Raw genomic sequence first — 25,300 nt, forward strand, 5'->3', positions numbered from 1 at the left:
ACGCGCGCGCGGACTACGCTCGAAGCGTGACAGAACGCGCACCGCTCACCCGTACGCCCACGCTCTCCCGCAAGCTCAGCGCCATCGCCGAGTCGGCGACCCTCAAGGTCGATGCCAAGGCCAAGGCCCTGCAGGCCGCCGGACGGCCGGTCATCTCGTATGCGGCCGGCGAGCCCGATTTCGCGACGCCGCAGTTCATCGTGGATGCCGCAGCCGAGGCGCTGCACAACCCGGCGAACTTCCGCTACACGCCGGCGGCGGGTCTGCCGGTGCTCCGCGAGGCGATCGCGGCGAAGACGCTGCGCGACTCCGGCCTCGAGGTGGACCCGTCTCAGATCATCGTCACCAACGGCGGCAAGCAGGCCGTTTACCAGGCCTTCCAGACCGTGGTCAACCCGGGCGACGAAGTGCTGCTGCCGGCCCCGTACTGGACGACCTACCCGGAGGCGATCGCCCTGGCCGACGGCATCCCGGTCGAGGTCTTCGCCGGCGCCGACCAGGACTACAAGGTGACCGTCGCGCAGCTCGAGGCCGCACGCACCGACCGCACGACGGCGCTCGTGTTCGTGTCGCCGTCGAACCCGACCGGCTCGGTGTACACGGCCGAGGAGACCGCGGCGATCGGCGAGTGGGCCGTCGAGCACGGCATCTGGATCATCTCCGACGAGATCTACCAGAACCTGGTCTACGAAGGCACCCGCGCCGTCTCGATCGTGGAGGCGGTTCCTGATGCCGCGGCCCAGACGATCCTCGTCAACGGCGTCGCGAAGACCTACGCGATGACCGGCTGGCGCCTCGGCTGGATGGTCGGGCCGCAGGCGGCGATCAAGATCGCCGGCAACCTCCAGTCGCACCTGTGCTCGAACGTCAACAACATCGCGCAGCGCGCGGCGCTCGCGGCGCTCACCGGCCCGCAGGACGAGGTCGAGCAGATGCGTCAGGCCTTCGATCGCCGTCGCCGCACGATCGTGACCGAGCTGTCGAAGATCGACGGCGTCGAGGTGCCCACCCCGCTGGGCGCGTTCTACGTCTATCCCGACGTGCGCGGCCTGCTCGGCCGCGAGTGGGCGGGCAAGACGCCCACGACCTCGCTCGAGCTCGCCGACCTCATCCTCGAAGAGGCCGAGGTCGCCGTCGTGCCCGGTGAGGCCTTCGGCCCGTCGGGCTACCTGCGCCTCTCGTACGCACTCGGAGACGACGCGCTCCTCGAGGGCGTGCAGCGCCTGCAGCGCCTCTTCGCGTCGTAGCCGACGACGTCACAGAACGCGGATGCCTCGGTTCGAGGCATCCGCGTTCTGCGTCCGGCTCCCGCGCGAGGGACTAGAGCTCGACGTTCAGGAGCACGGGCTCGGGCTGGAGCACCAGGCCGAACTCGGACTGCACGCGGCCCTGGATGAAGCGGGCGAGCTCGGCGAGCTCGGCGGCGGTGGCGCTGCCGCGGTTGGTGAGGGCCAGCGCGTGCTTGGTCGAGAGGCCGGCGCGCGAGCGTGGCAGCTTGAATCCCTTGCGCACGCCGGCGTGCTCGATCAGCCATCCGGCGCTCACCTTGACATCGGATTGGACGGTCGACGTCGGCGGCACGTAGCCGTCGAAGTTCGCGAGCGGGATGACGAGCACCGGGTCGAGGTCGGGATGCACCGGCCAGCGGGGGCACGCGTCGGGAAGCGTGCGCGCGAAGGATGCCGAGACCACCGCGTTCTGGAAGAACGAGCCTGCGCTGTAGGTGTCGGGATCGTCGGCGTCGAGCACCATGCCCTTGCTGCGGCGGGTCTCGAGGATGCGCTCGCGCACCCAGGCGAGCGTCACCTCGTCGTCGGGACCGAGCCGCAGAGCCGTGCGCAGCTGGTCGCCGGCGATGCGGCGGGCGCCCGGGCCGACCTCGGGAAGGTCGAGGGTCACCGTGAGGATCACCGCGCGACGGGCGGGCGCCGAGCCGTAGTGGTGCTTGAGCACCGACGTGCGGAAGCCGAGGCCGAGCTCGGCGGCGGGCACCGTCGACACCTCGCCCGTGGACTCGTCGAGGAGCTCGACCTCGGTGAGCGTCTGCACGATCTCCTGGCCGTAGGCGCCGATGTTCTGCACGGGCGCGGCGCCGACGGTGCCGGGGATCCCCGACATCGCCTCGACGCCGCCGAGGCCCGCCTCGACGGCGTACGCGACGAGGGCGTCCCAATCGTGGCCGGCCTGCACCCGCAGGCGCGCGCGTCCGGGCAGCGGCGACGGCAACCGTTCGATGCCCTGGGTGAGCACGCGCACCACGGTGCCGTCGAACGGCTCGTCGCCGACGAACAGGTTCGAGCCACCGCCCAGCACGAGCCAGTCATCGCCGGAGGCCCAGACATCGCGCAGCGCCGCGACCAGCTCGTCGGTCGTCGGTGCGTCGATCATGCGCGCGGGTTCGCCGCCGGTGCGGAGGGTCGTGAGCCGCGACAGCGGAATGGGGGTGACCTCGGGCATGCGTCAGACGGTCCGGACGCGCACCTGCGCCTTGACCAGCACGGTCGTCTCGTTGAACGAGACCGTGAGGTCGATGCGGGCCGATTCTTCGTCGACGGCGCCGACCTTGGCGACGACGGTCACGTCGGCGCCGGTCTCGGAATCGACCACGACGGGCTTGGTGAACCGCACGCCGTACTCGAGGATGCGGCCGGTGTCGCCGATCCATGACTCGATCGTGCCGACGGCGAGGCCCATGGTGAGCATGCCGTGGGCGAGGACGCCGGGAAGACCCACCGCGGCAGCGACGTCGTCACGGTAGTGGATCGGGTTGAAGTCGCCGGATGCCCCGGCGTAGCGCACGAGGGACTCCCGGGTGAGGTGCACAGTCCGCTCGGCGACGACGTCTCCGACGGCGAGGTCTGTCAGCGCGCTCACTCGTCACCCTCCCCCACGAGCAGGATGGACGTCGCCGTCACGACGTGGTCGCCTGCGGCATCCGTGATCTCGGACTCGCTCGTCACCATGGCTGCCGCCCCCATCGCGCGGATGCCGGTGACCGACAGCTTCGCGGTGAGCTCGTCGCCCGCGACGATGGGCCGCGAGTAACGGAACTTCTGCTCGGCGTGCAGCACGTTCTTCAGGACGATGCCCGAGTCGGACTCGCCCAGCAGCTGCTGGAGCGTCGCGTCGGTCACCACGATCGCGAAGGTCGGCGGCGCGACGACGTCGGCATAGCCGAGTGCCTGCGCGGCGGCGGGGTCGCTGTGCTGCGGGTCGTCGGCGAAGACGGCGCGCGAGAACTCGCGCACCTTCTCTCGACCCACGAGGTAGGGGGTCGTCGGCGGGAAGTCGCGGCCGACGAGCTCGGGGTTCACTGGCACCTGGCCATCCTACCGAGCGGGTTCCGCCGGGCCGGCCGGGCGGGGGCGTCCGCGCCACGCACGCAGCGCCATCTGCACCGCGATGACCACGAGGTACGCGGCGAACAGCATGTTGCCGACGAACGGGTCGATGATGGTCGCTGCCCACGCGCCGAGCGCCGTCGTGGTGCACGCTGAGACGCCCACGACCGCGGCCGCGACGAGGTCGACGTTGCGCCGGCGGACGTTGCCGAAGGTGCCCGAGACGGCCGTCGGGATCATCATGAGCAGCGAGGTGCCCTTGGCGACCAGATCGCTCGTGCCGAACAGCACCATCAGCGCCGGGACGACGATGATGCCGCCGCCCACGCCGATGAGTCCCGACAGGATGCCGGTGACCACGCCCAGCACCACCAGCGCCGCTCCGCTGAACCAGGTGAGGACGAGCTCGGCATCCCGGGAGGGGATCACGACGAACAGGCTCACGATCACCGCCGCCAGGAAGCCGACGAACGACCAGCGGAGCACGGTGAGCGAGAGCCGTGGCAGCAGCCACGTGCCGATCTGGGCGCCGACGACGGCGCCGGCCGCGAGCAGCAGCGCGGGGATCCACGCGACAGAGCCGTGCACCGCGTACGAGATCACGCCCACGGCCGCCGTCGGCACGATCGCGGCCAGGGACGTGCCGGCGGCGAGGCGCTGATCGAAGCCGAGCAGCAGGACGAGGAAGGGCACGATGACCGTGCCGCCGCCCACGCCGAACAGGCCCGACAACAGTCCTGCGAGCAGGCCGATGCCTACGCAGGCGAGGTAGAACCGGGTGTCGTGAGCGGGTCGGGGCGTTTCTGCCGCGGTCATTCGTCGTAGTACAGGTCGTCGATGAGCCACGTGCCATCGGCGGCGACGAGCGTGTAGTGGTACACCGTCGAGCCGGGTGCCGGGTCGATCGGGTCGCCGTTCCCATCGATGACCGCGGTGTACGTCTCTTCGGTCGTCACCGCGATCTCGTCCGCCTGGGTCTCGACGTCGGTGACCCGCACCTCGTAGTCGTCGAAGTTCGCGTCGAAGCCCTCGGCATCCGCTTCGAAGGTGGGGCAGTCGGTGAATCCGTTCTCGGCGCGGAAGTTCTCGGTGGTCGCGGCCGTGAAGGCCTCGCAGTCGCCGTCCTGCCAGGCGTCGTCGTAGAGCTCGACCGCGGAGACCGCTGCGCGCTCATCGTCGGTGTCGGCGGTGCTTCCCGCGGTCGCCGCCGACAGCATGAGCAGGGGGATCAGCACGGCCGCGGCGATCACGATGCCGAGCAGCACCACACCGAGCACGACCCACACGATCCACAGCTTCGAGCTCTTGCGCGGCTCGGTGGCGGCGGCGAAGGCACCGCCCGCGGGAGCGCCGGGGTACGCGCCGTGCGGGTTCCCCGGGTCGCCGGGCGCGTACTGCGGTGCGGGCTGCGCCGCGCCCTCTGGCTGCCCAGGTCCGCCGGGCTGTGCGAGGGGGTCGGCCTGGGCCGGTGCACCCTCCTGCCCGAACCCGAGCTGGCCGGCGACGATCTCGGCCTCTGTCGGGGCGGGCGACGACTCGGCGTCGGGCTGGGCGACATGCTCCGTCCACTGCTGCCCGTCCCACCAGCGCAGTGCGCCGTGACCGTCGTCGTACCAGCCGGGAGGAGTCGTCGTCATTGTCAAACCCTATCGCCGCGCCGCGAGGGTGCCAGGACGGCGGATGCCGCGGCCGACGCGGCCGGCCCGTGCGCGTACCGCCCACCGCGTCCTCCCCGCAGCGCGACGGCGCCGCGGGGAGACGGGGCGGGACGGCGGCCGGTCAGCGCTCGAGCACGGCGCGGGCGCTGCGCTCGGGGCTGAGGTCGAGCCGCCGCAGAAGCTGGGCGTTCAGGGCCACGACGACGGTCGACAGCGACATCAGGATCGCACCGACCGACATCGGCAGCACGAACCCGATGGGGGCGAGCACACCCGCCGCGAGCGGCACCGAGATGAGGTTGTACCCGGCGGCCCACCACAGGTTCTGCGTCATCTTGCGGTAGCTCGCGCGGGACAGCTCGATGACCGACAGCACCGAACGCGGGTCGCTCGACGCGAGGATGACCCCTGCCGATGCGATCGCGACGTCGGTGCCGGCGCCGATCGCGATGCCGACGTCGGCTCGCGCCAGCGCAGGGGCGTCGTTCACGCCGTCGCCCACCATCGCGACCTTGAGCCCTTCGTCCTGCAGCTCGGCGACCTTCCGCTCCTTGTCTTCGGGGCGGACACCGGCGAACACACGACGGATGCCGAGGGCTTCGGCGACCGAGCGGGCGACGGGCTCGGCATCCCCGGTGATCATGACGACCTCGACGCCGAGCTTCTGCAGGGCATCGACGGCCTCACGCGACTCCGGCCGGATCTCGTCGGCGAGCGCGAGCCCGCCGACCACCTCGCCGTCGCGCACCACATGGAGGACGATCGAGCCCTGCTCGCGCCACTGGGCAGCGGCCGCGACAGCGCTCGCGCCGACTTCTTCGAGCAGGCGCGGACCGCCCACGCGGACACGGCGGCCGTCGACGGTCGCGGTCACGCCCACCGCCGGCGACGACTGGAACCCCGTGGCTGCGGCGAGCGCCAGCCCGCGCGCCTGCGCGGCCCGGACGACCGCCTTCGCCAGCGGGTGCTCGCTGTCGGCCTCGGCCGACGCGGCCAGTGCCAGCACGGCGTCGGCGTCGATGTTCGCGACGGTCGCGACATCCACCACGGTCGGCTCGCCCTTGGTGAGGGTGCCGGTCTTGTCGAAGAGGACCGCGCCGATGGTGCGCATGCTCTCGAGCGCGAGCCGGTCCTTCACGAGCACGCCGCCCCGGGCCGCGCGCTCGGTCGCGATCGAGACCACCAGCGGAATCGCGAGCCCCAGCGCGTGCGGGCAGGCGATCACGAGAACCGTGATGGTGCGCACGACCGCTTCATCCGGCATCCCCAGAGCGCTCCACACGACGGCGGTGAGGGCGGCCGCGCCGAGGGCGAACCAGAACAGCCAGCCGGCTGCACGATCGGCGAGGCGCTGCGCCCGCGAAGTCGAGTTCTGCGCTTCGGCGACGAGCCGCTGGATGCCGGCGAGCGTGGTGTCGTCGCCGGTCGCCGTGACCTCGACCCGGAGTCCGGAGTCGGTGGCCACGGTGCCGGCGGTGACCTGGTCGCCCGTGGCGCGCGCGACGGCCCGGGACTCGCCGGTGACCATGGACTCGTCCATGTCGGCACGGCCGTCGACGATGCGTCCGTCGGCCGGCACGCTGCCGCCGGGGCGCACGACGACGACATCGCCGACGCGCAGCTCGGCAGGGGCCACCGTCACGATGCGGTCGCCCTCGACGCGCTCGGCCTCGTCGGGCAGGAGCGCTGCGAGAGAGTCGAGCGCCGACGTCGTCTGCGCGAGCGAGCGCATCTCGATCCAATGGCCGAGCAGCATGATCACGATGAGGAGAGCGAGCTCCCACCAGAACTCGAGCTCGTGGTGGAGCAGGCCCAGGCTCGCACCCCACGAGGCGAAGAAGGCGACCGTGATGGCGAGGCCGATGAGCAGCATCATGCCGGGACGGCGGGCACGCAGCTCTGAGACGGCGCCGGTGAGGAACGGCCAGCCGCCCCAGAAGTACATGACGGTCCCGAGCACGGGCGAGATCCAGCGCACGAGAGGCGCGTCGGGCAGCGTGTAGCCGAGCACCATCGCGAACATGCCCGAGAACGCGACCACCGGGACGGCGAGCACGAGGTTGATCCAGAACAGCCGGCGGAAGCGCGCGACGTGATCCGCACCGTGGCCCGCGTGGCCGCCGTGCGCGCCGTGCGCGCCGTGGCCCATCGCGGCGTGGTCGTGGTCGGCCTGACCCATCGCGGCGTGATCGTCGGCGCCATGGCCGGCATGCCCCATCGCCGCGTGGTCGTGGTCGGCGTGCGCGGAGTGATCCATCTCGGCGTGGTCGTGCCCGGAGTGGAGCGCATCATCGTGCGCCGCGTGCGGCTGGTCGGCGTGCGCGACGCCGCCCAGGTCGCGGTCGCGATTCGGATCGGTCACGGCATTCTCCTCATCGGTACGAGTTCCTTCATACCCCCTAGGGGTATGAGAGTCAATCGCCTGCGACCGCGACGTATTCCCCCGTCGCGGATGTCGGAGGATCGGGCCACACTGGCCCCACCGGACATCACGCGAAGGAGCGCAAAGTGGACATCATCCTGGTCGCGGGTCTGTGGATGGGCGGATGGGCGTGGTACGAAGTCGCGCCCGCCCTCGAGCGCGCCGGTCACCGGCCGGTCGCCCTCACTCTGCCGGGCATGGAATCGGCGGACGCCGATCGCTCGGCGATCACCTTGGACGACCACGTCGCGGCCGTCGTGGCCGCGATCGACGCGGCGCCGGGCGAGAAGGTGGTGCTGGTGGGTCACTCGGCCGGCGCCGGCATCGTCTACGCGGCCGCCGATGCACGCCCGGGCCGCGTCGCGCGCCTGATCCTCATCGGCGGGTTCCCGACGCCCGACGGCGCCCCGCTCCTCTCCGGCTACGAACCGGTGGGTGCCGATCTCCCCCTTCCCGACTGGAGCGACTTCGACGAGGCCGACCTCCGCGACCTCGGCGAGGGCGGCATGACGGCATTCCGCGCCTACGCAGTTCCCTCGCCGGCGGGCGTGGTCACCGGCATCCAGCATCTCCACGACGACCGCCGGCGCAGCATCCCCGTCACGGCGGTCGCCACCGAGTACTCCGTCGCCGACCTGCGCTCCTGGATCGGCGAGGGTGCGGCGTCCGTGCAGGAGTTCACGACGCTCGAGGACGTCACCTTCATCGACCTGCCGACGGGCCACTGGCCGCAGCTCACGCGCCCGCAGCCGCTCTCACGCATCATCCTCGCGCAGCCGCCGCTCGGCGACGGCACCATCGAGCCCGAGCTCGAGACGATCAGCCCGCGCGCCTTCCACGCCTCGGAAGGGGTCGAGGACTGGCGCGTCCTGTACTGGGGTGCGCACGCGTTCTTCCGGGCCGACTCGCTCGCTCAGGGCGCGCGTCTGGTCGCCGCGATCGTCCCGATCGCCGAGGCCCTCGATCATTACCCCGACGTCGACCTGCGTCCCGAAGGGGTGTTCGTCAAGACGTTCAGTCGCCGTGACGGCGCGTTGAGCAGCGCGGATGCCGAGCTCGCGGCCGCGGTCTCGCGCGCCGCCCGCGAACTCGGTCTCGAGCCCGACCCGTCCGCGCTCACCGTCGTCGGCATCGCCGTCGCACAGGGGCCCGATACCCATGTGCGGCCGTTCTGGAGCGCCGCGCTCGGCTACGATCCGCTCGGCGCCGAGGATGCCGTCGACCCGCTGCGCCGGAATCCGCACGTGTGGTTCCATCCCCTCGAGCCGGCGAAGTCCGGCCGGGGCCGCACGCACATCGACATCTCGGTGCCGCGCGACCAGGTGAATGCGCGCGTCGCCGCGGCCCTCGCCGCCGGAGGCCGCCTGGCCGACGACTCCCACGCTCCCGAGTGGTGGACGCTGACCTCTCCCGACAACCACGGCGTCGACATCGCCGCGTGGACCGACGACTCCGACTTCGCCGGCTGAGGAGCACTCGCCTGCCCGCAGCGCTCTCGGTCAGCGCACCATGCGCGCGTCGACGAGAGTGGGAACGCCGGGATAGGCCTCCTCGACGCCATCGAACGCGAAGCCGTTGCGGCGGTAGAACGCGATCGCCCTGGGGTTCTCCTTCGCCACCCACAGCACCGCCGGCTCGTCGCCGACGACCTCGTCGAGCAGCGCCTGCCCGACTCCCCCGCCGTGCTCCGCCGCGAGCACGTAGAGCATGTAGAGCTGGCGTTCGCGCGGCGCATCCTGCCCCTCGGTCGCCGTGCTCGGGCCGGATGTCGCCAGGCCGATGATCTGCCCGTCCCGCTCGGCGACGCGGATGCGCCATTCCTCGCGCGGATTCTCGAGAAGCCGACGCCACAACCGGTGACGACCCTGCACGTAGTCCTCGTCGAAGAACTCCTCGGGCAGGAGGTGCGTGTAGGTCTCGCGCCACGTCTCCACGTGGAGATCGGCGATCTCCGCTGCCTCGCTCAGCTCAGGAACGCGCACGATGAACGTCATCCCGCCATCCTTCCAGCCTCGACTCAGGGCGGAGTCCCGAACGCGGTGAAGAACCGGTCGCGGAACTCATCCATCCGCCAGATCGGCGACCCCGCACCGGGTCGCAGACCCGGCTCCCAGCCCCACCCGGCGACAGCCGCCAAGACGCCCGGATCCTTCGCGATGATGGTGATCGGCACGTCGCGGTCGGCATCCTCTCCGCTCACGATCGCAGCGGGCTGGTGGTCGCCGAGTGCGACCACGACGAGATCCGGGTCGTCGACGTTCTCGAGGAAAGAGAACATCGCGCCGAGCGCGTACTCGATCGACAGTCCGTAGAAGCGCTGGACGGTCTGCCGGTCCTCCCAGACGGCGCCGGCGGGGCGGCTGCGCTCGGGCTGCCCGTCGTAGACCGATCCGTCGCCGATCTCTGACCACGGCAGGAGCTCGGGAAGGGGCGCCCACGGGGTGTGCGACGACACGAGGTCGATCTCGGCCATCACCGGCCGCTGCTGATCCACGAGCTGGTGATCAGCGAAGTGCTTCCACGTGTACTGGTCGGGAATCCGCGCATAGCCGAAGGACGGCCCGCGGTAGCCGACATTCGTGGCGTCCAGCAGTGTGCCGAAGCGGTAGAACTCCCACCCGACCGGCCAGTCCTGGGTGTTGGACGGCACGTCGCTGACCGTCCGCCAGCCGGCCGCGGCGAACGCCGCGCTCAGCGTCAGCCGGTCGCTGCGCACCACTTCGCTGTAGACCGTCTGCGAGTCGATCCACACACCGGTCTGCAGCGTCGCATGCGCGAGCCAGCTCGCTCCGCCGTAGGTGGGCGAGGTGAGCCACGCGCTCTCGGCGGAGTACCCCTCCGCCGTCAGGGCCTCCTCGCCGCGGCGGAGCACCACGCCGACGCCGTCCGAGATCTCGTCGTCGTCCAGCGCGACCCGGCCGTAGCTCTCGATGAAGGCGAAGACGACGTTCTTGCCGCGCAGCGCGGTGAGGAGTTCGTCCTCGTCCACGTCGGCGAACGGATCGCCGGCGATCGCCCGGGCGACGGCCGCTCTCGTCTCGAGCGCGGCGACGGTGCGCGAGACGGCTGAGCCGATGGCGCCGCCGGATGCCGCCGCCGCGGGCGGATCGGCGAGTCCCAGCGGCGGTGCCATCGCGGCGATGGCGACCCAGACGGCGGTCACCGCCGCGATGGCCGCGCGCCCGCGTTCGGCGTGACGGCGGAGCACAGCGTTCACGCGCAGCGCGGCCCACGCCAGCGCCGCTGTCGCGGCGGCGATCACGGCCGCTGCCGCGGCGACGAGCGCGGCTGCCGGAACGCCGCCCATCGCCGCTGCGACGACGCCGTAGGCGTCGCCGAGCTGCGGCCAGTCCAGCGGCACGAAGTGCGTGCCGAGCGCCGCCTCATAGCCGACGTCGATGCCTGCGAGCACCACCGCCAGGCAGACGAACAGCCCGAACGCCGTCGCGAGCGCGACGCGCGGTATGCGCCACGGCGTCACCGCCAGGACGAGCAGGATCACGATCGACTCGACCGGGATCCGCACGAGAGCCAGCGCCGACCCCGTCGCGAAGACGCCGGGCACGAGCGGCAGGACGACGAGCAGGGCGACGGATGCGGCGATCCCGACGCGACCCCGCCATGCCCGGGGCCCTGGGCCACCCGGCGAGGTGCTCACGGAATCTCTGCGGCGACCCGTCCGGCTTCGGCGCCCTGGCCGTCCAGCATGCCGAACCGATCGGAGAGGGCGTAGCGAAGCAGGACGACGTCGCCGATCTGGCACGTGTCTGCGAGCCGGGCGCGGCGCGAGGCGGTCCACGGAAAGGCCGCAGGCCCCACGACGCGCGGCGCGCGCGCCTCGCCGACGAAGAAGGGGGCGATGACGAGATGGAGCTCGTCGACGAGATCCGCGCCGAGGAACTGGGTCAGCACGGTGCCGCCGCCCTCCACCATGAGGCTGCGCACTCCCCGGTGAGCGGCGAGATCATCGAGCAGCGCTGCCATCATGACGCAGTCGTCGCCGATCCCGACGACGGTCGCACGATCCCCCAGCCGGCGCCGCAGCTGCGCTTCCCGGTCCTGCGGGCAGTAGACGATGCGCGGCCCCTCCCCCGTCGTGAAGAACGCGGCGTCCGGGGCGAGGTCGCCACTCGCCGTCACGGTGACCTTCGCCGGGGACTCCCTCCGGCCCGAGGCCAGGCGTCGCGCGCGTCGGGCGGCATCCCGCACCAGCAGACGGGGGTTGTCTCGGCGCACCGTCGACGCGCCCACCATGATCGCGTCATGGAGGGCACGCACGTCGTCGACACGGTCCAGGTCGGCCGCGTTCGACATCGCCAGCCGGTGAGGCTCGGCGCTGTCGAGGTAGCCGTCGATCGACATCGCGCAACTGAGGGTCACGTAGGGTCGCTCGCTCATACGGATCTCCTCCTCCCGATGATGCCCCTCTGCCGCGGGGAACGGAAGCGGTCCGCCAGCAGTGCTATGGCTCCGGGGGCGACGGCGACGACGGTCAGCACGCCGAACGCCGTCGAGACGGCGACGCCTGCGGCGGCACCCAGCCCCGCAAGGGCGAAGGCGGCGGCAGCGACCGCCTCGCGCGGCCCCCAGCCCCCGATGCTGAGCGGAATCGCGGCCCCGCCGAGCACGATCAGCGCCACGAGGGCGAGTTCGGCGGCTCCGGCGTGCACCCCCGCCGCCAGACCCGCGACGACGAAGGTGGCCGCGTGCGCAGCGACGACGACGACCGACGCACCGGTGATCGCGAGCAGCGTCAGCGGCCGGGACACCACGGGCCGCAGCAGGCGGTACTCGCGGCCGAGCAGCGAGCGCCCCCGCCGACTGAAGGCCACGGCGGCGACGGCGGCGAGCGCGACCACGACGACGCCTCCGCTGAGCCACGCCAGCGGAGCCAGCGGCGAGGTCAGCCCCAGCGGGAGCAGGATCGCGAGGGTCAGCACGATCTGCACGAGCTGACCGGCGATGCGTTCGGCCGCCACCGCGCGCGCGGCGAGATCCAGCCGGTCGTGGTCGCTGCCGTGCAGATACGCGCGCTGCACGTCGCCTACGACCCCGCCGGGAAGCACGGTGTTGAGGAACTGCGAGCGGTAGTACGCGGTGAACGCGTCCCCCCACGCCAGCGGCAGGCCGAACCCCGTCGAGACCAGCCGCCACCGCCAGGCCGCAGCGGCTGTCGCGACCGCCGCGAGCGCGACGGCGGCGAGGATCGTCCACGGCGAGATGGAGGCGAGTCCTTCCACGAAGGGCGCGGCGCCGACCACGGCGGCCGTCGCGACCACGACCGCGAGCGCCGCCACGATCCGCACCGCCATCCGCAGCCGCGGGGGCATGCTTCTCAGCCGGGCCACGCCAGCAGGTCCTCGTGCGACACGGTGACCCGCAGCCGGCCGGCTGCGGCCTGCGCCTGACGACGACGGCGGTACGCCGCCGCGTCCTCGGCGAGCTCCGGCCGCCATTCCACGGCGGCAGCGACCCACCCGTCCAGCCACTCCGCGACGAGGGGGCCGTCCTGCCGCTTCAGGCGCCACGGCGTCGCCGCTCGGCGCACGTTCCAGCCCGCGTCGGCGAAGAGACCCGCGGTCACGGCGACCGCGTCGGGCCCCAGCATCCGCCGCCCGTCGACGTCGCGTCGCTGGTGGTCGTCGAACGCGGCGCCGAGGGCACGCTCGACCGCATCGTGCGCCTCGGACGGCCGCAGCCTCACCGCCCCGGTGACGGTGAGGCTGAAGAGCGCGGGAGCGCCCGCGGCGACACAGGCCGCGACGACGTGGGCGGCCTCGGCCCGCGTGATCACATCGAGGAGAGCGGATGCCGTCACCGCCGCGGCCCCCCGGAAGGCCTCGCTCGGGAGTTCGGCGAGGTCTTCGACGACGATGTGCGCGTCGACGGGCCGGCCGGCGGCGTCGGCGACCGCGCTGAGGTCGAGGTGCTCCACGATCTCAGCGTCCCCGTCGCGGAGCACCCACTGCTGCGGCCCCGGAAGCCGCGGCGCGAGCCAGCGGGTCATCGACCCGGTTCCCGCGCCGAGGTCGTGCAGCACCACAGGCGCGGACAATGCGGCCAGCATGCGGGCGAGCTCGTGTGCGAGCTCCGGAGAGCGAGCAGCATCGTCGGCCGGCGCCCGCAGCGCGAGCCAGCCGGCTGTCGCCGTCGAGATCGAGGTCATGCCGCCTCCAGTGCGCGGGCGACGTCTGCCACGGTGTCGGACCACGTCGGCAGTGAGGTGCGGGCCACGACCGCCTCGCGCCGGAGTCGTGCCCGCAGCGGCGGGTCCGACATCCACTTCTCCAAGGCATCGGCCAGCGCGGCCGGGTCGTCGGGGCGGACGAGGAGGCCGCCCCCGCCGGCGAGCGCGTCGGGTATGCCGCCGGCCTCCGAGCCGACGACCGGGATCCCCCTGGCTCGCGCATCGGCGATCGCCATGCCCCAGCTCTCGACCCGCGACGGCGCGACGAGCAGCGCGCTCCGGCCGTATGCCGCGGCGAGGCCGTCCTCGTCGAGGACGCCGGTGAGCTGCACCCGGCCGTCGAACGCCGCCGCATGCTCGGCGATGGCTGCGGCGAACCGCGGGAACGGCTCGGACGACCCGACGATGGCGCAGGTCCAGTCCGGCGTTCGCAGCCGTGCGAGCGCGTCGAGCAGCGTGTCCTGCCCCTTGTGCGGCGCCAGCACACCCACGCAGAGCAGGGCCTTGTCGGATGCCGGCGCGCCGGCATCCATGTGCTGCACACCGGGGACGGCGACGGTGATCCGCGACGGATCGGTCAGTCCGCGCCGCACCAGCTCACCGGCGGTCCAGCGACTCGTCACGATCACCGCGCGGGCGACCGCCAGCGCGCGGCGCTCGGCATCCACCGCGGCAGCCGTCGCGTCGGGGAACGCGGCCACCACCATGTGGGCCAGCATCACCAGGCGCAGGCGCGACGTCTCCTCTTCGAGAGCCGCCGGCACCCAGCCGGCCACGAGTCCGTCCACGAGCACCAGCGCGTCGTCGGCTGCACCGCGGAGAGCGGATGCCGCTTCCCCGGCGTCCGCAACCTCGAGAGCCTCGACGCTCCAGCCGCGCGCGGGCAGCCCGTCGCGGATGTGCCGGTCGTAGACGTTGCCGCCGCTCACGCGACGCGGATCGTCGACCCCTTCGGGGGCGAGGAAGCGGACCGAGGGTCCGCTCGTCACAACGCCACCTCGTACGACGCCCAGGCCACGTGCGATTCGTGGAGGGTCACCGCGATGCCCGTCAGGCGCGCTGCGCCGGCGGCCCCGTCGCGCACGCGCGCCGCCAGCCGGTCGCCCACGATCTGGCACAGCCGCTCCGTCGTGGTGTTGACGCCGTCGAAGTCCGGCTCGTCATCGAGGTTGCGGTACGTCAGCGCGCCGACGATCTCGCGCACCAGGTCGCCCGCGCGGCCGATGTCGACGACCACCCCGTCGGCGTCCAGCTCGTCGGCGCGGAACGTGGCGTCGACGAGGTACGTCGCGCCGTGCAGCTGCTGCGCGGGTCCGAAGACGTCGCCGCGCAGGCTGTGGGCGATCATCAGGTGGTCGCGGACGGTGACGCTGAACGTCATGCGGTGCTCCAATCGATCGTGTGGCAGAGTTCGCCGGCCGTGCCCGCGGCGAGTGCGGCCGTGATCTCGGGCAGCTGCCGCCAGGACGATGTGCCGCCCAGCAGCAGGTCGAACGCCGGATCCTCCAGCAGCCGAAGGGCGACCTCCAGGCGATCGCGGGTCGTGCGCGTCGACCGCCGGCGGGATGACACCGCGCCGACCTGACTGGAGCGGATCGTGAGCCGCCGCGAGTGGAAGTCGGCGCCGAGCGTGATCGGCACCGGCCGGCTGCCGTACCAGCTGGCCACGATCACCTCTCCGTCGGTGGGCGCCAGCCGCAGGGCGAGCTCGAGTCCCGCTCCGCTGCCGCTCGCCTCGATCACGACATCCGCCTCGGGCAGCGGGTCGGCCGGGGCGAGGGCGAACTCGGCACCGAGCGCTCGAGCGAGCGGTGCCTTCGCCGCGTCGACATCGACGAGGGTCACCTCGACGCCCGGGATGCCGCACGCCACGCGCGCGATGGCGCATCCGATCATGCCTGCGCCGACGACGACGACGCGGTCGCCGATCAGCGGAGCGGCATCCCACAGCACGTTGACCGCCGTCTCGACCGCCCCCGCCAGCACGGCGCGACGGGGCGGAACGCCCTCGGGCACCGGGACGAGCGCCTCGGCGGGGACGACGTAGCGCGACTGGTGCGGGACCAGGGCGAACACGGTGCGCCCCACGAGCTGCGCCGGACCGTCGTCCACCATGCCGACGTTGAGGTATCCGTACTTCACCGGGAACGGGAAGTCTCCGCCTTGGAGCGGAGCCCGCATGCGCTCCCACTCGGACTCCGGCACCTCGCCGCGCGCGACGAGCCCCTCCGTCCCGCGGCTCACGCCGGTCCAGAGCGTCCGGACCGATGCCTCGCTGTCGGACGGGCCGGGGAGCGGCTCCGACCGGAACTCGCCCTGCCCGGGGCCGATCGTCCACCATGCGTGCGCGGCATCCTCAGGATCGGGATGAACCGCGGCAGGTACCTGCGTCGTGTCCCCCGTGACCGCCATAGGGAGTACACGGAGCGCACATGGAAAAGGTTCAGTGGGTCCCTTGGTGGTGGGTGGCGGCCGGGGCGGGCGGACTGGTCGCGATCGGAGCCGCCGTCCCGCTGTCGCCGACGGCGGTGGCGCTCGGCCTCGCCTACCTGGTGGTGTCCACCGTGCTGCTGACCGTCGGGCTCCGCCGTCGGGGCGCGCTTCGGTTCGGACCCGCGAACGCGGTCACCGCGACCCGCTCGATGCTCGTCGGTCTTGTCACCGCACTGACCGTCGCGGCGCTCGAGGGCGCGGCGGGAGAGGGCGCGGCATCCACCGTGCTGTTCGTCACACTCGTCGCCTGCGCTCTCGCGCTCGACGGTATCGACGGGTACGTCGCCCGTCGGACGGCGAGCGAGAGCGAACTCGGCGCCCGATTCGACATGGAGGTCGACGCGTTCCTGCTGCTCGTGCTGTGCGTGTACGACGTGAGGTTCGTCGGCTGGTGGGTGCTGTCGATCGGCCTGCTGCGGTACGCGTTCGTGGTCGCCGGTGCGGTGCTGCCGTGGATGCGCCGCACGTTGCCGCCGCGATACTGGCGCAAGGTCGTCACCGCCGTCTGCGGCATCGCCCTGACCGTCGTCGCGGCGCAGGTGCTGCCGCCCGAGGCGAATCTGGCCGTCGCGGCCGCGGCGCTGCTGCTGATGCTCGAGTCGTTCGGTCGCGACGTCACGTGGCTCGTCCGGTTGAACCTCAGCGGTCGCGCGCTCGTTTCCCTCGAGAGGGCCTCGACGACCTCACCTCCACCGGAGAGCAGGTAGCACCATGACGACCGCATCCACCGAAACCGCCGGGCGCGTGCTCTGGACGATGCGCATCCTCAGCGCGATCGCCCTCCTCGCCGCAGGCGCCATCCACCTGTTCCTGGTCTTCAACGGCACCGGCGGCATCCTGGGGGTGATGTTCGTCCTCAATGCCATCGCCGCACTGGTGCTCGCAATCGGGATGCTGGTGCTTCACGGCCGGCTGCTGCAGCTGGCGACGGTGCTGAGCCTGCTGTTCCTCATCGCCACGCTGCTCGCCCTGATCCTCGCGCTGACGGTGGGGCTCTTCGGCATCACCTCGTCCTGGGACATGATGCTCGTCCCCGAGACCATCATCGTCGAGTCCATCGGCATCGTGATTCTGGCCGTCACGACGGTGCTGGTGTTCCGCAGCACGCCGGCGACAGTCCCGACGAGACGCCAGGGCGTCTAACCTCGGCGGGTCGATCAGCCGAGGACGGTGAACGCCCCGCCACGATGTGGCGGGGCGTTCCTTCGTCTCGCACCGGTCAGGCGTCGGCGGTCACCTTCTCGGCGGCCAGCTTCTCCTCGTCGAGGCGGTCGAGTTCGTGCAGTGACGAGCCCTTCGTCTCGCGCAGCGACACCGCCGCGACGAGCGTGATCGCCGCCGCGATCGCCAGGTAGACGGCGACCGGCACGTACGAGCCGGTGCTCGCCAGGAGAGCGGTCGCGATGATCGGTGCGAGCGAGCCGGCGACGATCGACGTCACCTGGTACCCGAGCGAGACGCCCGAGTACCGCATCCGCGTCGGGAACATCTCCGACATGATCGCGGGCTGCGGCGCGTACATGAACGCGTGGATGAACAGGCCTAGGCTGATCGCCGCGACGATGATCACCGGGTTGCGGGTGTCGAACATCGGGAAGGCCACGAAGCCCCAGGCCGCCGCGCCGATCGTGCCGATGATGTACACCGGCTTGCGGCCGAGCCGGTCGGTCAGACCGCCGATGAGCGGGATGACGATCATGTGGACGATATGGGCGATGACGAGCAGCCCGAGGATCTCGGAGGTGTCGACCTCGAGCGCCACGGCCAGGTAGGTGATCGAGAACGTCACGACCAGGTAGTACATGATGTTCTCCGCGAAGCGCAGGCCCATGGCGGTCAGCACGCCCCGCGGGTAGCGCTTGATCACCTCGACCACTCCGAAGCGCACCGCCTTCGACTGCTCGACCTCCTTCTGCACCTCGAGGAAGATCGGCGCGTCGGTGACACGGGTGCGGACGTAGTAGCCGATGGCGACGATCACGACGGAGAGCCAGAAGCCGATCCGCCAGCCCCACGCGAGGAACTGCTCCTCGGTGAGGGTGCGGCTGAGGACCAGCAGGACGAGTGTCGCGACCAGGTTGCCGATCGGGACGGCGGCCTGCGGCCACGACGCCCAGAACCCGCGCGTCTTATCGGGCGAGTGCTCGGCGACGAGGAGGATCGCACCGCCCCACTCACCGCCGACCGCGAAGCCCTGCGCGAAGCGGAGCGCGACCAGGAGCGCCGGCGCCCAGTAGCCGATCATGTCGAATGTGGGCAGGCACCCCATCAGGAACGTCGCGACGCCGACCAGGATGATGGCGAGCTGCAGGAGCTTCTTGCGTCCGTACTTGTCGCCGAAATGGCCGAACACGATGCCGCCGAGCGGGCGGGCGATGAACCCGACCGCGTACGTCACGAACGCGGCGATGATCGGCGCATACGGGTCGTCCGACGGCGGGAACATGATCTTGTTGAACACGAGCGTCGCCGCCGTGGCGTAGAGGAAGAACTCGTACCACTCGACGACGGTGCCGGCCATCGAAGCCGTGACGACCCGCCGCAGACTCGATTGCCTCATCGGCGCGGGGGATTCCTGGGTGGATGCCATGCGCTGGTACCTCCTTGTAGAGCGCGGAAGCGGCTCGGGGAAGCCGCTCTGCGGGACGATACCTGACGCACGATTCATGTTTCAAGGGGCGCGACGGCCATCACAGTGAGAAGTTCCGCGGAACTTCTCATCCACGGATCCGCGGAGCGGTTCGACGCTCCGCGGATCACTCCCAGGACGCGACGAGCATCCAGTGCCCGTCCACCTCTTCGACATCCATGACGCGCGTCCGGTGATCCACATCACTGCGGGCGGTGAACCGCCAGCTCTGGAACAGCCGCCCGCCGTCGCATCGCGTCGGCGTGTCGATGATGCGCCACCGCTCCCCCTCGACCACCAGGCGCACCGGCCGCTCACGCTCGCACCAGACCTGAACATCCTCTCGGGCAGCCATACGCATGTCGCTCTCTTTCATCGAATCTATGTTCGATTCTAGGACGCACGAAAGCAGCGCACAAGCGCGGATGCCGCGAAGTCAGGCGGACGCGGAGTCGGCGTCGGCCCCTGCCTCGACCGCAGCGAGATGGATCGCGGCCACGCCCTCACGGAGCGCACCGACAGGCGCTTCCACCGTCTCGTACTGGGAGGTGAATCCGTTCTCGTCGACCACCGTGATGGCCACCAGCACGTGACCTCGACGCGGCAGTCGCGACGAGGTGCGGGCAAGTCTCTTCGTCTTCATGTCCCCTCCGCGTCTCACCGTAACGGGAGCCGCCGACACCGGGGCGATACACGCCCGGGCGCCGGCGACTCACGTCGACGATGCGACCAGCGGGACCGGCACGGGTGGTCAGACCGCCTTGCTCGCAGCCGCGGCCGCCACCTCACGATGCAGCTCGTCGTGATCCTCGGTGGTCAGCGCCTCGTCGCCGCCGAAGATGTACGGCGCCCCTGCCCCGGTATCGATGAGCGCCTTGAGGCTCCCGTCGACGAACATGCCCCACGCGTTGGTGCACACGTCATAGCACTGGTCGTCGGCGGTGAGACCGTCGTGGGTGAAGATCACCTGCGTGCGCCCGTCGACGTCGGCGATGTCGAAGCGGACGGTGGTCCCGTTCCACTCCTGCTTGTCGGCGACGAAATCGAGGTGGCTGCCCGTCACCAGCCACGAGACCCGTCGGCCCGGTTCGAGCTCGGTCACCCGGAATCCGCTGTAGTGCAGTCCGGGAACCACGTAGACGAATTCGTCGTCGACGGCGGTGGTCGAGCCGGTGATCCGCCCCCACCAGCTCGAGACGTCGTTGATCGCGTCGTACGCCTCCTGCGGCGAGGCGTCGACCGTGATCGTCGTCGTGAAGTTCGCAGTCATGTTCATGCTCCTCTCTCGCGACCGGTCGGTCGACTTGCGTGATGCAAGCGACCCTAGCGGCGAACGCTTGCATCACGCAAGTGCTAGATTCGACGCATGCTGGGCAAGACGTACGACTCTCAGGTGTGCTCCATCGCACGCTCCCTCGAACTCGTCGGAGAGCGCTGGAGCCTCCTGATCATCCGCGACGCCCTGTTCGCGCGGGTGACGAGGTTCAGCGATTTCCAGGCCAACCTCGGGATCGCGACCAATGTGCTCACGTCGCGCCTCGAGTCCTTCGTGGCGAGCGGCATCATGGACCACCGGGGCGCATCCGAGTACGTGCTCACGCCGAAGGGCCACGCGCTGGCCGTCGCCCTCATCGCCCTCACGGAATGGGGCGACGAATGGGCCTCGCCGATCGACCCGCCGATCCTCTACCGGCATGTCGTCTGCGACGGAGACGTCCACACGGTAGCGGCCTGCGAGACGTGCGGCACGGTACCGGCCGACGAGATCGGCATCCGCATCGGTCCCGGAATGCCGCCGGAGTATCTCGCCGCACGGCGAGGCGGATCGCGCGCGACCGGGTGACGCCGAGGCTGGCGGCAGGGGCGCAGCGCAGCGAGGGCGGCGCGTCTCAGACCCGGGCTTCGTGCCGGCGCGGTTTGAGGCGTTCCGGAGCGTCGGTGGCCGGCATCCACTCGCACTCGAAGCTGCCGCGGTAGCCGAACAGGAACCCGAACCAGCGGTTGTGGACTTCGAGGTCGACGTGGAACCGCTGGTCGGCGTCGTCGAAGTACTCGCGCAAGCGCGCGCGTCCGCTGAAGAGCATCGGGAACCGGAAGCCGATCGGGCCTTCGTAGAACCGCTGCGCGCCCGATGTGAGCAGCAGCCCGCCGTCCTCGTCCGCGCTCAGCCGCAGATCGACCGCGAGGTGCTGGTGCGTGCCCAGGTAGTCCACGATCCGGTCCTCGTCGAGGATCATCGTGGCGTCGAATCTGCGCCGGTGCGCGCCGATGCGGTATTCGCGGACGAAGGTGACGGTCTCGCGGCCGAGCGGGTCGCGGTAGGGGTAGTTCTCGATGACGAACGGGACGTCGGCACCGATGTCGGGGATCAGGATGTTCCGCAGGCGCCCGATCTGCAGGAACGGGATCGTCCACCACGGCCCGCGCCGGATGGTCGTCATCACTCCCCTGCCCACGCACGCCTCGGCGGAGTCCAGACCGATGCCGAACCGTCGCTTCATCATGGGATGCAGGCGGTCGTAGTCGTCGCCGAGCGCCCGCTCGAAGATGGAGGTCATGCGGATGCTCCGGGGTCGGGCAGAGCGGCCAGGGTCACCGGTGCGTTCTGCAGATGGTCCGCGCGGCGCCGGCCCGACGCCGGCGCGCGACGGCAGCGGCCGGCGCGAGGTCGATCCGGTCGCCACCACCACAGCACGCTCCACGGCGGCCATCGCTCCGGCGGGACCCCGGTCTCGAGCCAGATGCGCAGCCGGTCGAAGCTCCAGGCCGTGGCCCAGCCCAGGACGGGGCGGACGACGACGTCCAGCACTCCCAATCCGGGGGTGTAGTCGTAGCCGGTGAGGAAGGCGATCCCGCCGTCCTGCGGGACGTAACGCCAGTACCCGCGCCCCTCGCGGATCGGCGACAGCGGATCGCGCGTGTGGAACCGCAGCGCGGAGGTGCGTGCGCCGTCCGCGCGCTGCTTCTCGCCGATGCTCACACCGGTGCCGCTGATGCGGTGGAACGGCACACGCCGTTCGTACGCGAACGCCGTGGCACCGGCAGCCGTCAGCCCCGTCGGAGTGATCCGCGTGAACCGCACGTCCCACCGGACGTGCTGCTCCGGAACCTGCGTGGCTGTCCACACCGCCTCGAGGTCGGCGGCGATCGTCGTCTCCACGTAGATGCCGCTGCGCCTCACACGTCGACGTTACGACACCGAGGGCACTGCGCCTTCAGGACGCGGTGTTCACCCCTTGACGCTCCCCGTAGCGAGTCCCGTCTGCCAATACCGCTGCAGGAAGAGGAAGGCGACGATCAAGGGCAGGATGGAGACGAAGGACCCCGTGATCACAGTGGAGAACAGGGCCTGCGTTCCTCCGCCCGCCGAGGCTGCCGCCTGCAGCTGCGCGAGTCCGACGGTGATCGGGTAGAGCTCGGAGGTGTTGAGCATGATGAGCGGGAGGAAGTAGTTGTTCCACGTCGCGACGAGCGAGAACAGGAAGACGGTGACGAGTCCCGGCCCCAGGAGCCGCAGGCTCACCTGCCAGAAGATGCGGAACTCCCCCGCGCCGTCGACCCGCGCGGCCTCGATGAGCGTGTCGGGGATGGCGTCAGCGGCGTAGACCCGCATGAGGTACACCCCGAACGGACTCACCAGCGACGGGATGATCACCGCCCACGGCGTATCCGTGAGCCCCGCCTGCGAGAACAGGAGGTAGGTGGGCAGCGCCAGGGCTGTCAGCGGGATCATGATCGCGCCGAGCGTGGAGCTGAACAGCACCTTCTTGCCGGGGAACTCGTATTTCGCGAAGGCGTACCCGGCCATCGCCGAAAGCACGGTGGCGCCGAAGGCCGCGACCGTGGCGTAGACCACGGTGTTCAGCAGCCATCGGACGAACAGCCCGCCGCGGATCGTGAACAGCGTCTGCAGGTTCTCCCAGAGGGACAGTTCGGGCGCGAACCACAGACCGAAGGTGGAGAACAGTGCCGAGTTGTCTTTGGTCGACGACACGAACAGCCACCACAGCGGCAGGACGAAGTACAGCACGCACAGCCACAGCACGATGGTGAGCGGAAGGCTGCGTCGCCGTTCCGGTGCGAAGTGGCGGGTCCCCCCGCGTCGTCCGCTGCGGTTCGCACGGCCTGTGATGATCGTGCGGGTCTCGGTCGCGGTCATGCGAGGCCCCTCCTCTCTCGACGGGCGCTTCGCTCCGAGCCCAGCTGCACGAAGTACGAGAGCACGGCGATCACCAGCCCGAGAAGGAACGCGATGGCGGCGGCGTAGTTGAGCTCCTGATTGATGAACGCCAGGTTGTACGCGTAGTAGTTCGGGGTGAAGGAGTTGGTGATCGCATCGGGCGCGATGGCGTTGAGCAGGCTCGGCTCGGCGAAGAGCTGGAACGTGCCGATGACCGAGAAGATCACGGTCAGCAGGATCGCCGGGCGGATCGCGGGGATCTTGACGCTCCACGCGAGACGGAACTGGCCGGCACCATCGATCTCGGCCGCTTCGTACAGCTCGCCGGGGATGGACCGCAGCGCCGCGTACATGATGATCATGTTGTAGCCGACGAACTCCCACGTGACGATGTTCATCATCGAGCCGAGGATGTTCTCCGGCGAGAGGAAGTCGGGCGTGCCGAACCCGACGGCGCGCGCCATCTGCGCGATCGGACCGAAGTCGGGACCGTACAGGTAGCCCCACATCAGGGTGGCCACCACAGCAGGAACGGCGTAGGGCATGAAGATGAGCAGCCGGATGCCCTTCGACCCGCGCGCCCGCGCGGTGTCGAGCGCGAGCGCGAAGAACAGAGACAGGCCGAGCATGATCGGCACCTGGACGACGAAGAACAGCGCCACCCGGCCGAGGCTCGCGAGGAACTGCGAGTCGGTCAGCGCGCGGACGTAGTTGGCCAGGCCGGCGAACACGTCGCCGCCGATGAGCTTGCTCTCGAACAGGCTGAGGTAGCCCGCGTAGACGAGGGGGATCACGAGCATCGTGATGAACACGATGAAGAACGGCAGGAGGAAGAGGTACGCGGCTCGGTACTGCTTCCGCTTGGCGGGGCTGACGCGCCGCTTCGGCGCGGATCGTGCGGGACGCGCGGCAGGCAGCGCTGATGCGTTGGCCACGGGGGCTCCTTTCGATGGATGCGGCGGGCCGGCGTCGCGCGCCGTTCACCGACTCGGTGCGGTTCGGAGGCGGCGCCCGCCGCGCGCGGCGGGCGCCGCCGACCTCACTCGACGGTGAAGCCCTGGTCCTCTGCGTACGAGACGAGCTGGTCCTGCCAGGTGTCGAGGGCGGCGCCGATGTCCCCCTTGGCCGCGATCACCGTGCCCATGGTCTCTTCGTACGTGGAGTACACGTAGTCCATGAACGGCAGCCACTGGAACTCGGTGTCGACCGTCTGCGAGATCTCGGCGAACAGCTCGTTCACCTTCTGCCCTCCGTAGAACTCCGACTCCTGGTCGACGAAGGCCGGGTCCTCGAGCACCGACACCTGCGGCGGGAACAGGAACTGCTCCGTCGCCAGCATCATCGACGACTCCGCGTCGGTGTTGATGAACTTGGCCAGCTCGTACGCGGCGATCGGGTTCTCGCTGGACGCGAGAACCGCGTCCGACGAACCGCCCCAGTTGCCCGAGACCTGAGCGCCGTCCGACCACTGCGGCAGCGGTGCCGCACGCCACAGGCCCGAGGTGTCGGCCGCCGTGCCCTGGAGGAAGATCGGCCCCCACGCCGCGGTGAGCCACCCGGCGTACTTGCCGCTGGCGAGACCCTGGTACCAGGTGTCGTTGAAGTCCACGTCGGTGGAGATCAGGTCGGCCTGGATGAGCTCGGTCCAGTAGTCGGCGACCCTCTTCGCCTCGTCACTGTTGACGTCGATGGAGACGGTCTCCTCTCCGTCATAGCCGAACGGCTTGATACCGGCCTGCCAGAAGAAGCCGATCATCTGGCCGGCCTGCGTGGCGCCGAGGTTGGAGATGTACGAGCCGGTCGTGTCCTTGACCGCCTGCGCGGCGACGGCGTACTCGTCCCACGTGGCGGGCGGCTCGGTGATCCCGGCCGCGTTGAGGATGTCTTCGCGGTAGAGGTTGCCCATCGGGCCGACGTCCTGCGGGATCGCCCACACCTCATCGCCGGGAGAGACCTGATTCCACGCCCAGTCGACGAACTCGTCCGAGAGGTCGTCACCGCCGTATGGCGCGAGGTCCAGAAGCGACTCGGGCAGGACGAACGAAGGGATGTACTGGTACTCGATCTGCGCGACGTCCGGAGCGCCTTCGCCCGCCTCGATCGCGCTGCGGAGCTTCTGATAGTGCGGCAGGCCCTGGCCGACGTTCTCGACCTTCACCGTGATGTCCGGGTACTTCGCCTCGAAGAGATCGACTTCGTTCTGGATGTCGGGGACCCATGTCCAGAACGTCAGCTCGGTCGGAGTGCTCATCGCCTCGTCGATCTGGTCCTGTGTGATCGGTCCCTGCGCGTCGCCATCGCTCCCGCCCGGGGCGCACCCGGTGAGGAGCACTGCGACCGTGGCCGCGCCGACGGTCAGCGTCGCTGCTGTTCTGCGTGCCTTCTTCATG

28 protein-coding genes are annotated in these 25,300 nt (G+C 70.7%); 5 read left to right on the forward strand and 23 right to left on the reverse strand.

What is annotated here, in order from left to right; all coding sequences use genetic code 11:
* The first annotated feature begins 26 nt into the window (after positions 1-26).
* On the forward strand, positions 27-1,247 hold the full coding sequence (locus tag MRBLMI12_RS04120; protein WP_363354118.1) for a pyridoxal phosphate-dependent aminotransferase: 1,221 nt from the start codon (positions 27-29) through the stop codon (positions 1,245-1,247).
* 73 nt (positions 1,248-1,320) lie between these two features.
* Here MRBLMI12_RS04120 and MRBLMI12_RS04125 read toward each other — a convergent pair whose 3' ends face one another.
* The 6 genes from MRBLMI12_RS04125 to MRBLMI12_RS04150 form a co-directional block, all read right to left on the reverse strand.
* Positions 1,321-2,457, reverse strand: a complete 1,137-nt coding sequence (locus tag MRBLMI12_RS04125) for a UDP-N-acetylmuramate dehydrogenase (protein WP_363354120.1) — start codon at positions 2,455-2,457, stop codon at positions 1,321-1,323.
* A 3-nt stretch (positions 2,458-2,460) separates the two neighbouring features.
* Positions 2,461-2,865 (reverse strand): MaoC/PaaZ C-terminal domain-containing protein, encoded by a 405-nt coding sequence (locus MRBLMI12_RS04130; RefSeq protein WP_349429017.1) that lies wholly within the window; start codon positions 2,863-2,865, stop codon positions 2,461-2,463.
* Positions 2,866-2,870: 5 nt separating this feature from the next.
* On the reverse strand, positions 2,871-3,320 hold the full coding sequence (locus tag MRBLMI12_RS04135; protein ID WP_363354122.1) for an FAS1-like dehydratase domain-containing protein: 450 nt from the start codon (positions 3,318-3,320) through the stop codon (positions 2,871-2,873).
* A gap of 9 nt (positions 3,321-3,329) precedes the next feature.
* Positions 3,330-4,157 carry a sulfite exporter TauE/SafE family protein gene (locus tag MRBLMI12_RS04140; protein ID WP_363354124.1) on the reverse strand — a complete coding sequence of 276 codons (828 nt, stop codon included), beginning with the start codon at positions 4,155-4,157 and terminating at the stop codon, positions 3,330-3,332.
* A complete protein-coding gene (locus MRBLMI12_RS04145) occupies positions 4,154-4,978 on the reverse strand; it encodes a DUF2510 domain-containing protein (protein WP_363354126.1) in 825 nt (274 codons plus the stop codon). The genes MRBLMI12_RS04140 and MRBLMI12_RS04145 overlap by 4 nt, the downstream gene beginning before the upstream one ends.
* 142 nt (positions 4,979-5,120) lie before the next feature.
* Entirely contained in the window at positions 5,121-7,256 is a 2,136-nt protein-coding gene (locus MRBLMI12_RS04150) for a heavy metal translocating P-type ATPase (RefSeq protein ID WP_414686209.1), read from the reverse strand.
* A gap of 251 nt (positions 7,257-7,507) precedes the next feature.
* Between MRBLMI12_RS04150 and MRBLMI12_RS04155 the strand changes: the two genes are divergently transcribed.
* A complete protein-coding gene (locus MRBLMI12_RS04155; protein WP_363354128.1) occupies positions 7,508-8,890 on the forward strand; it encodes an alpha/beta fold hydrolase in 1,383 nt (460 codons plus the stop codon).
* Positions 8,891-8,920: 30 nt separating this feature from the next.
* Here the strand turns inward: MRBLMI12_RS04155 and MRBLMI12_RS04160 are convergent, their stop codons facing one another.
* The 8 genes from MRBLMI12_RS04160 to MRBLMI12_RS04195 are packed head-to-tail and all read right to left on the reverse strand — an operon-like array spanning position 8,921 to position 16,020.
* Positions 8,921-9,415: a GNAT family N-acetyltransferase gene (locus MRBLMI12_RS04160; RefSeq protein WP_363354130.1), complete on the reverse strand. Its 495-nt coding sequence runs from the start codon at positions 9,413-9,415 to the stop codon at positions 8,921-8,923.
* Positions 9,416-9,438: 23 nt separating this feature from the next.
* Entirely contained in the window at positions 9,439-11,079 is a 1,641-nt protein-coding gene (locus MRBLMI12_RS04165; RefSeq protein WP_363354132.1) for a CDP-alcohol phosphatidyltransferase, read from the reverse strand.
* Positions 11,076-11,819 carry a RibD family protein gene (locus tag MRBLMI12_RS04170; protein ID WP_363354134.1) on the reverse strand — a complete coding sequence of 248 codons (744 nt, stop codon included), beginning with the start codon at positions 11,817-11,819 and terminating at the stop codon, positions 11,076-11,078. The genes MRBLMI12_RS04165 and MRBLMI12_RS04170 overlap by 4 nt, the downstream gene beginning before the upstream one ends.
* Positions 11,816-12,769, reverse strand: a complete 954-nt coding sequence (locus MRBLMI12_RS04175) for a lysylphosphatidylglycerol synthase transmembrane domain-containing protein (RefSeq protein WP_363354136.1) — start codon at positions 12,767-12,769, stop codon at positions 11,816-11,818. The genes MRBLMI12_RS04170 and MRBLMI12_RS04175 overlap by 4 nt, the downstream gene beginning before the upstream one ends.
* Positions 12,757-13,587 carry an SAM-dependent methyltransferase gene (locus MRBLMI12_RS04180; protein ID WP_363354138.1) on the reverse strand — a complete coding sequence of 277 codons (831 nt, stop codon included), beginning with the start codon at positions 13,585-13,587 and terminating at the stop codon, positions 12,757-12,759. The genes MRBLMI12_RS04175 and MRBLMI12_RS04180 overlap by 13 nt, the downstream gene beginning before the upstream one ends.
* Complete coding sequence (locus tag MRBLMI12_RS04185; protein ID WP_363354140.1) at positions 13,584-14,597, reverse strand: glycosyltransferase family 4 protein; 1,014 nt, start codon at positions 14,595-14,597, stop codon at positions 13,584-13,586. Before MRBLMI12_RS04185 ends, MRBLMI12_RS04180 begins: the two co-directional genes overlap by 4 nt.
* On the reverse strand, positions 14,594-14,989 hold the full coding sequence (locus MRBLMI12_RS04190) for a 6-pyruvoyl trahydropterin synthase family protein (protein WP_363354142.1): 396 nt from the start codon (positions 14,987-14,989) through the stop codon (positions 14,594-14,596). The genes MRBLMI12_RS04185 and MRBLMI12_RS04190 overlap by 4 nt, the downstream gene beginning before the upstream one ends.
* A complete protein-coding gene (locus MRBLMI12_RS04195; RefSeq protein WP_363354144.1) occupies positions 14,986-16,020 on the reverse strand; it encodes a zinc-dependent alcohol dehydrogenase in 1,035 nt (344 codons plus the stop codon). Before MRBLMI12_RS04195 ends, MRBLMI12_RS04190 begins: the two co-directional genes overlap by 4 nt.
* Positions 16,021-16,040: 20 nt before the next feature.
* Between MRBLMI12_RS04195 and MRBLMI12_RS04200 the strand changes: the two genes are divergently transcribed.
* Both MRBLMI12_RS04200 and MRBLMI12_RS04205 read left to right on the forward strand, forming a co-directional pair.
* Entirely contained in the window at positions 16,041-16,808 is a 768-nt protein-coding gene (locus tag MRBLMI12_RS04200) for a CDP-alcohol phosphatidyltransferase family protein (protein WP_363354146.1), read from the forward strand.
* A gap of 4 nt (positions 16,809-16,812) precedes the next feature.
* On the forward strand, positions 16,813-17,244 hold the full coding sequence (locus tag MRBLMI12_RS04205; protein ID WP_363354148.1) for a hypothetical protein: 432 nt from the start codon (positions 16,813-16,815) through the stop codon (positions 17,242-17,244).
* A 76-nt stretch (positions 17,245-17,320) separates the two neighbouring features.
* On the opposite strand, the gene MRBLMI12_RS04210 is transcribed toward MRBLMI12_RS04205, so the two are convergent.
* The 4 genes from MRBLMI12_RS04210 to MRBLMI12_RS04225 form a co-directional block, all read right to left on the reverse strand.
* Positions 17,321-18,691 carry an MFS transporter gene (locus MRBLMI12_RS04210; protein WP_363354150.1) on the reverse strand — a complete coding sequence of 457 codons (1,371 nt, stop codon included), beginning with the start codon at positions 18,689-18,691 and terminating at the stop codon, positions 17,321-17,323.
* A gap of 166 nt (positions 18,692-18,857) precedes the next feature.
* Positions 18,858-19,091, reverse strand: coding sequence for a hypothetical protein (locus MRBLMI12_RS04215; protein ID WP_308869208.1), 234 nt, complete (start codon positions 19,089-19,091; stop codon positions 18,858-18,860).
* A gap of 75 nt (positions 19,092-19,166) precedes the next feature.
* Positions 19,167-19,373 (reverse strand): hypothetical protein, encoded by a 207-nt coding sequence (locus tag MRBLMI12_RS04220; RefSeq protein ID WP_349428494.1) that lies wholly within the window; start codon positions 19,371-19,373, stop codon positions 19,167-19,169.
* A gap of 108 nt (positions 19,374-19,481) precedes the next feature.
* Positions 19,482-20,000 (reverse strand): SRPBCC family protein, encoded by a 519-nt coding sequence (locus MRBLMI12_RS04225; RefSeq protein WP_363354152.1) that lies wholly within the window; start codon positions 19,998-20,000, stop codon positions 19,482-19,484.
* A gap of 96 nt (positions 20,001-20,096) precedes the next feature.
* On the opposite strand from MRBLMI12_RS04225, the gene MRBLMI12_RS04230 reads away from it, so the two are divergent.
* Positions 20,097-20,573, forward strand: coding sequence for a winged helix-turn-helix transcriptional regulator (locus tag MRBLMI12_RS04230; protein ID WP_363354154.1), 477 nt, complete (start codon positions 20,097-20,099; stop codon positions 20,571-20,573).
* A gap of 46 nt (positions 20,574-20,619) precedes the next feature.
* On the opposite strand, the gene MRBLMI12_RS04235 is transcribed toward MRBLMI12_RS04230, so the two are convergent.
* From MRBLMI12_RS04235 to MRBLMI12_RS04255, 5 genes are all read right to left on the reverse strand, one after another.
* Positions 20,620-21,288 carry a DUF4166 domain-containing protein gene (locus tag MRBLMI12_RS04235; protein ID WP_363354156.1) on the reverse strand — a complete coding sequence of 223 codons (669 nt, stop codon included), beginning with the start codon at positions 21,286-21,288 and terminating at the stop codon, positions 20,620-20,622.
* Positions 21,285-21,911, reverse strand: a complete 627-nt coding sequence (locus MRBLMI12_RS04240; RefSeq protein WP_363354158.1) for an SRPBCC family protein — start codon at positions 21,909-21,911, stop codon at positions 21,285-21,287. The genes MRBLMI12_RS04235 and MRBLMI12_RS04240 overlap by 4 nt, the downstream gene beginning before the upstream one ends.
* 48 nt (positions 21,912-21,959) lie before the next feature.
* The gene (locus tag MRBLMI12_RS04245) at positions 21,960-22,889 is read right to left on the reverse strand and encodes a carbohydrate ABC transporter permease (RefSeq protein WP_363354160.1); all 930 of its coding nucleotides are present in this window, start codon (positions 22,887-22,889) and stop codon (positions 21,960-21,962) included.
* Entirely contained in the window at positions 22,886-23,845 is a 960-nt protein-coding gene (locus tag MRBLMI12_RS04250) for a carbohydrate ABC transporter permease (RefSeq protein WP_363354162.1), read from the reverse strand. Before MRBLMI12_RS04250 ends, MRBLMI12_RS04245 begins: the two co-directional genes overlap by 4 nt.
* Before the next feature lie 104 nt (positions 23,846-23,949).
* Positions 23,950-25,299, reverse strand: coding sequence for an ABC transporter substrate-binding protein (locus tag MRBLMI12_RS04255; protein WP_363354164.1), 1,350 nt, complete (start codon positions 25,297-25,299; stop codon positions 23,950-23,952).
* Between the last annotated feature and the right edge of the window lies 1 nt (position 25,300).

It is taken from the genome of Microbacterium sp. LMI12-1-1.1 (assembly GCF_040676455.1).
Lineage (GTDB): Bacteria > Actinomycetota > Actinomycetes > Actinomycetales > Microbacteriaceae > Microbacterium.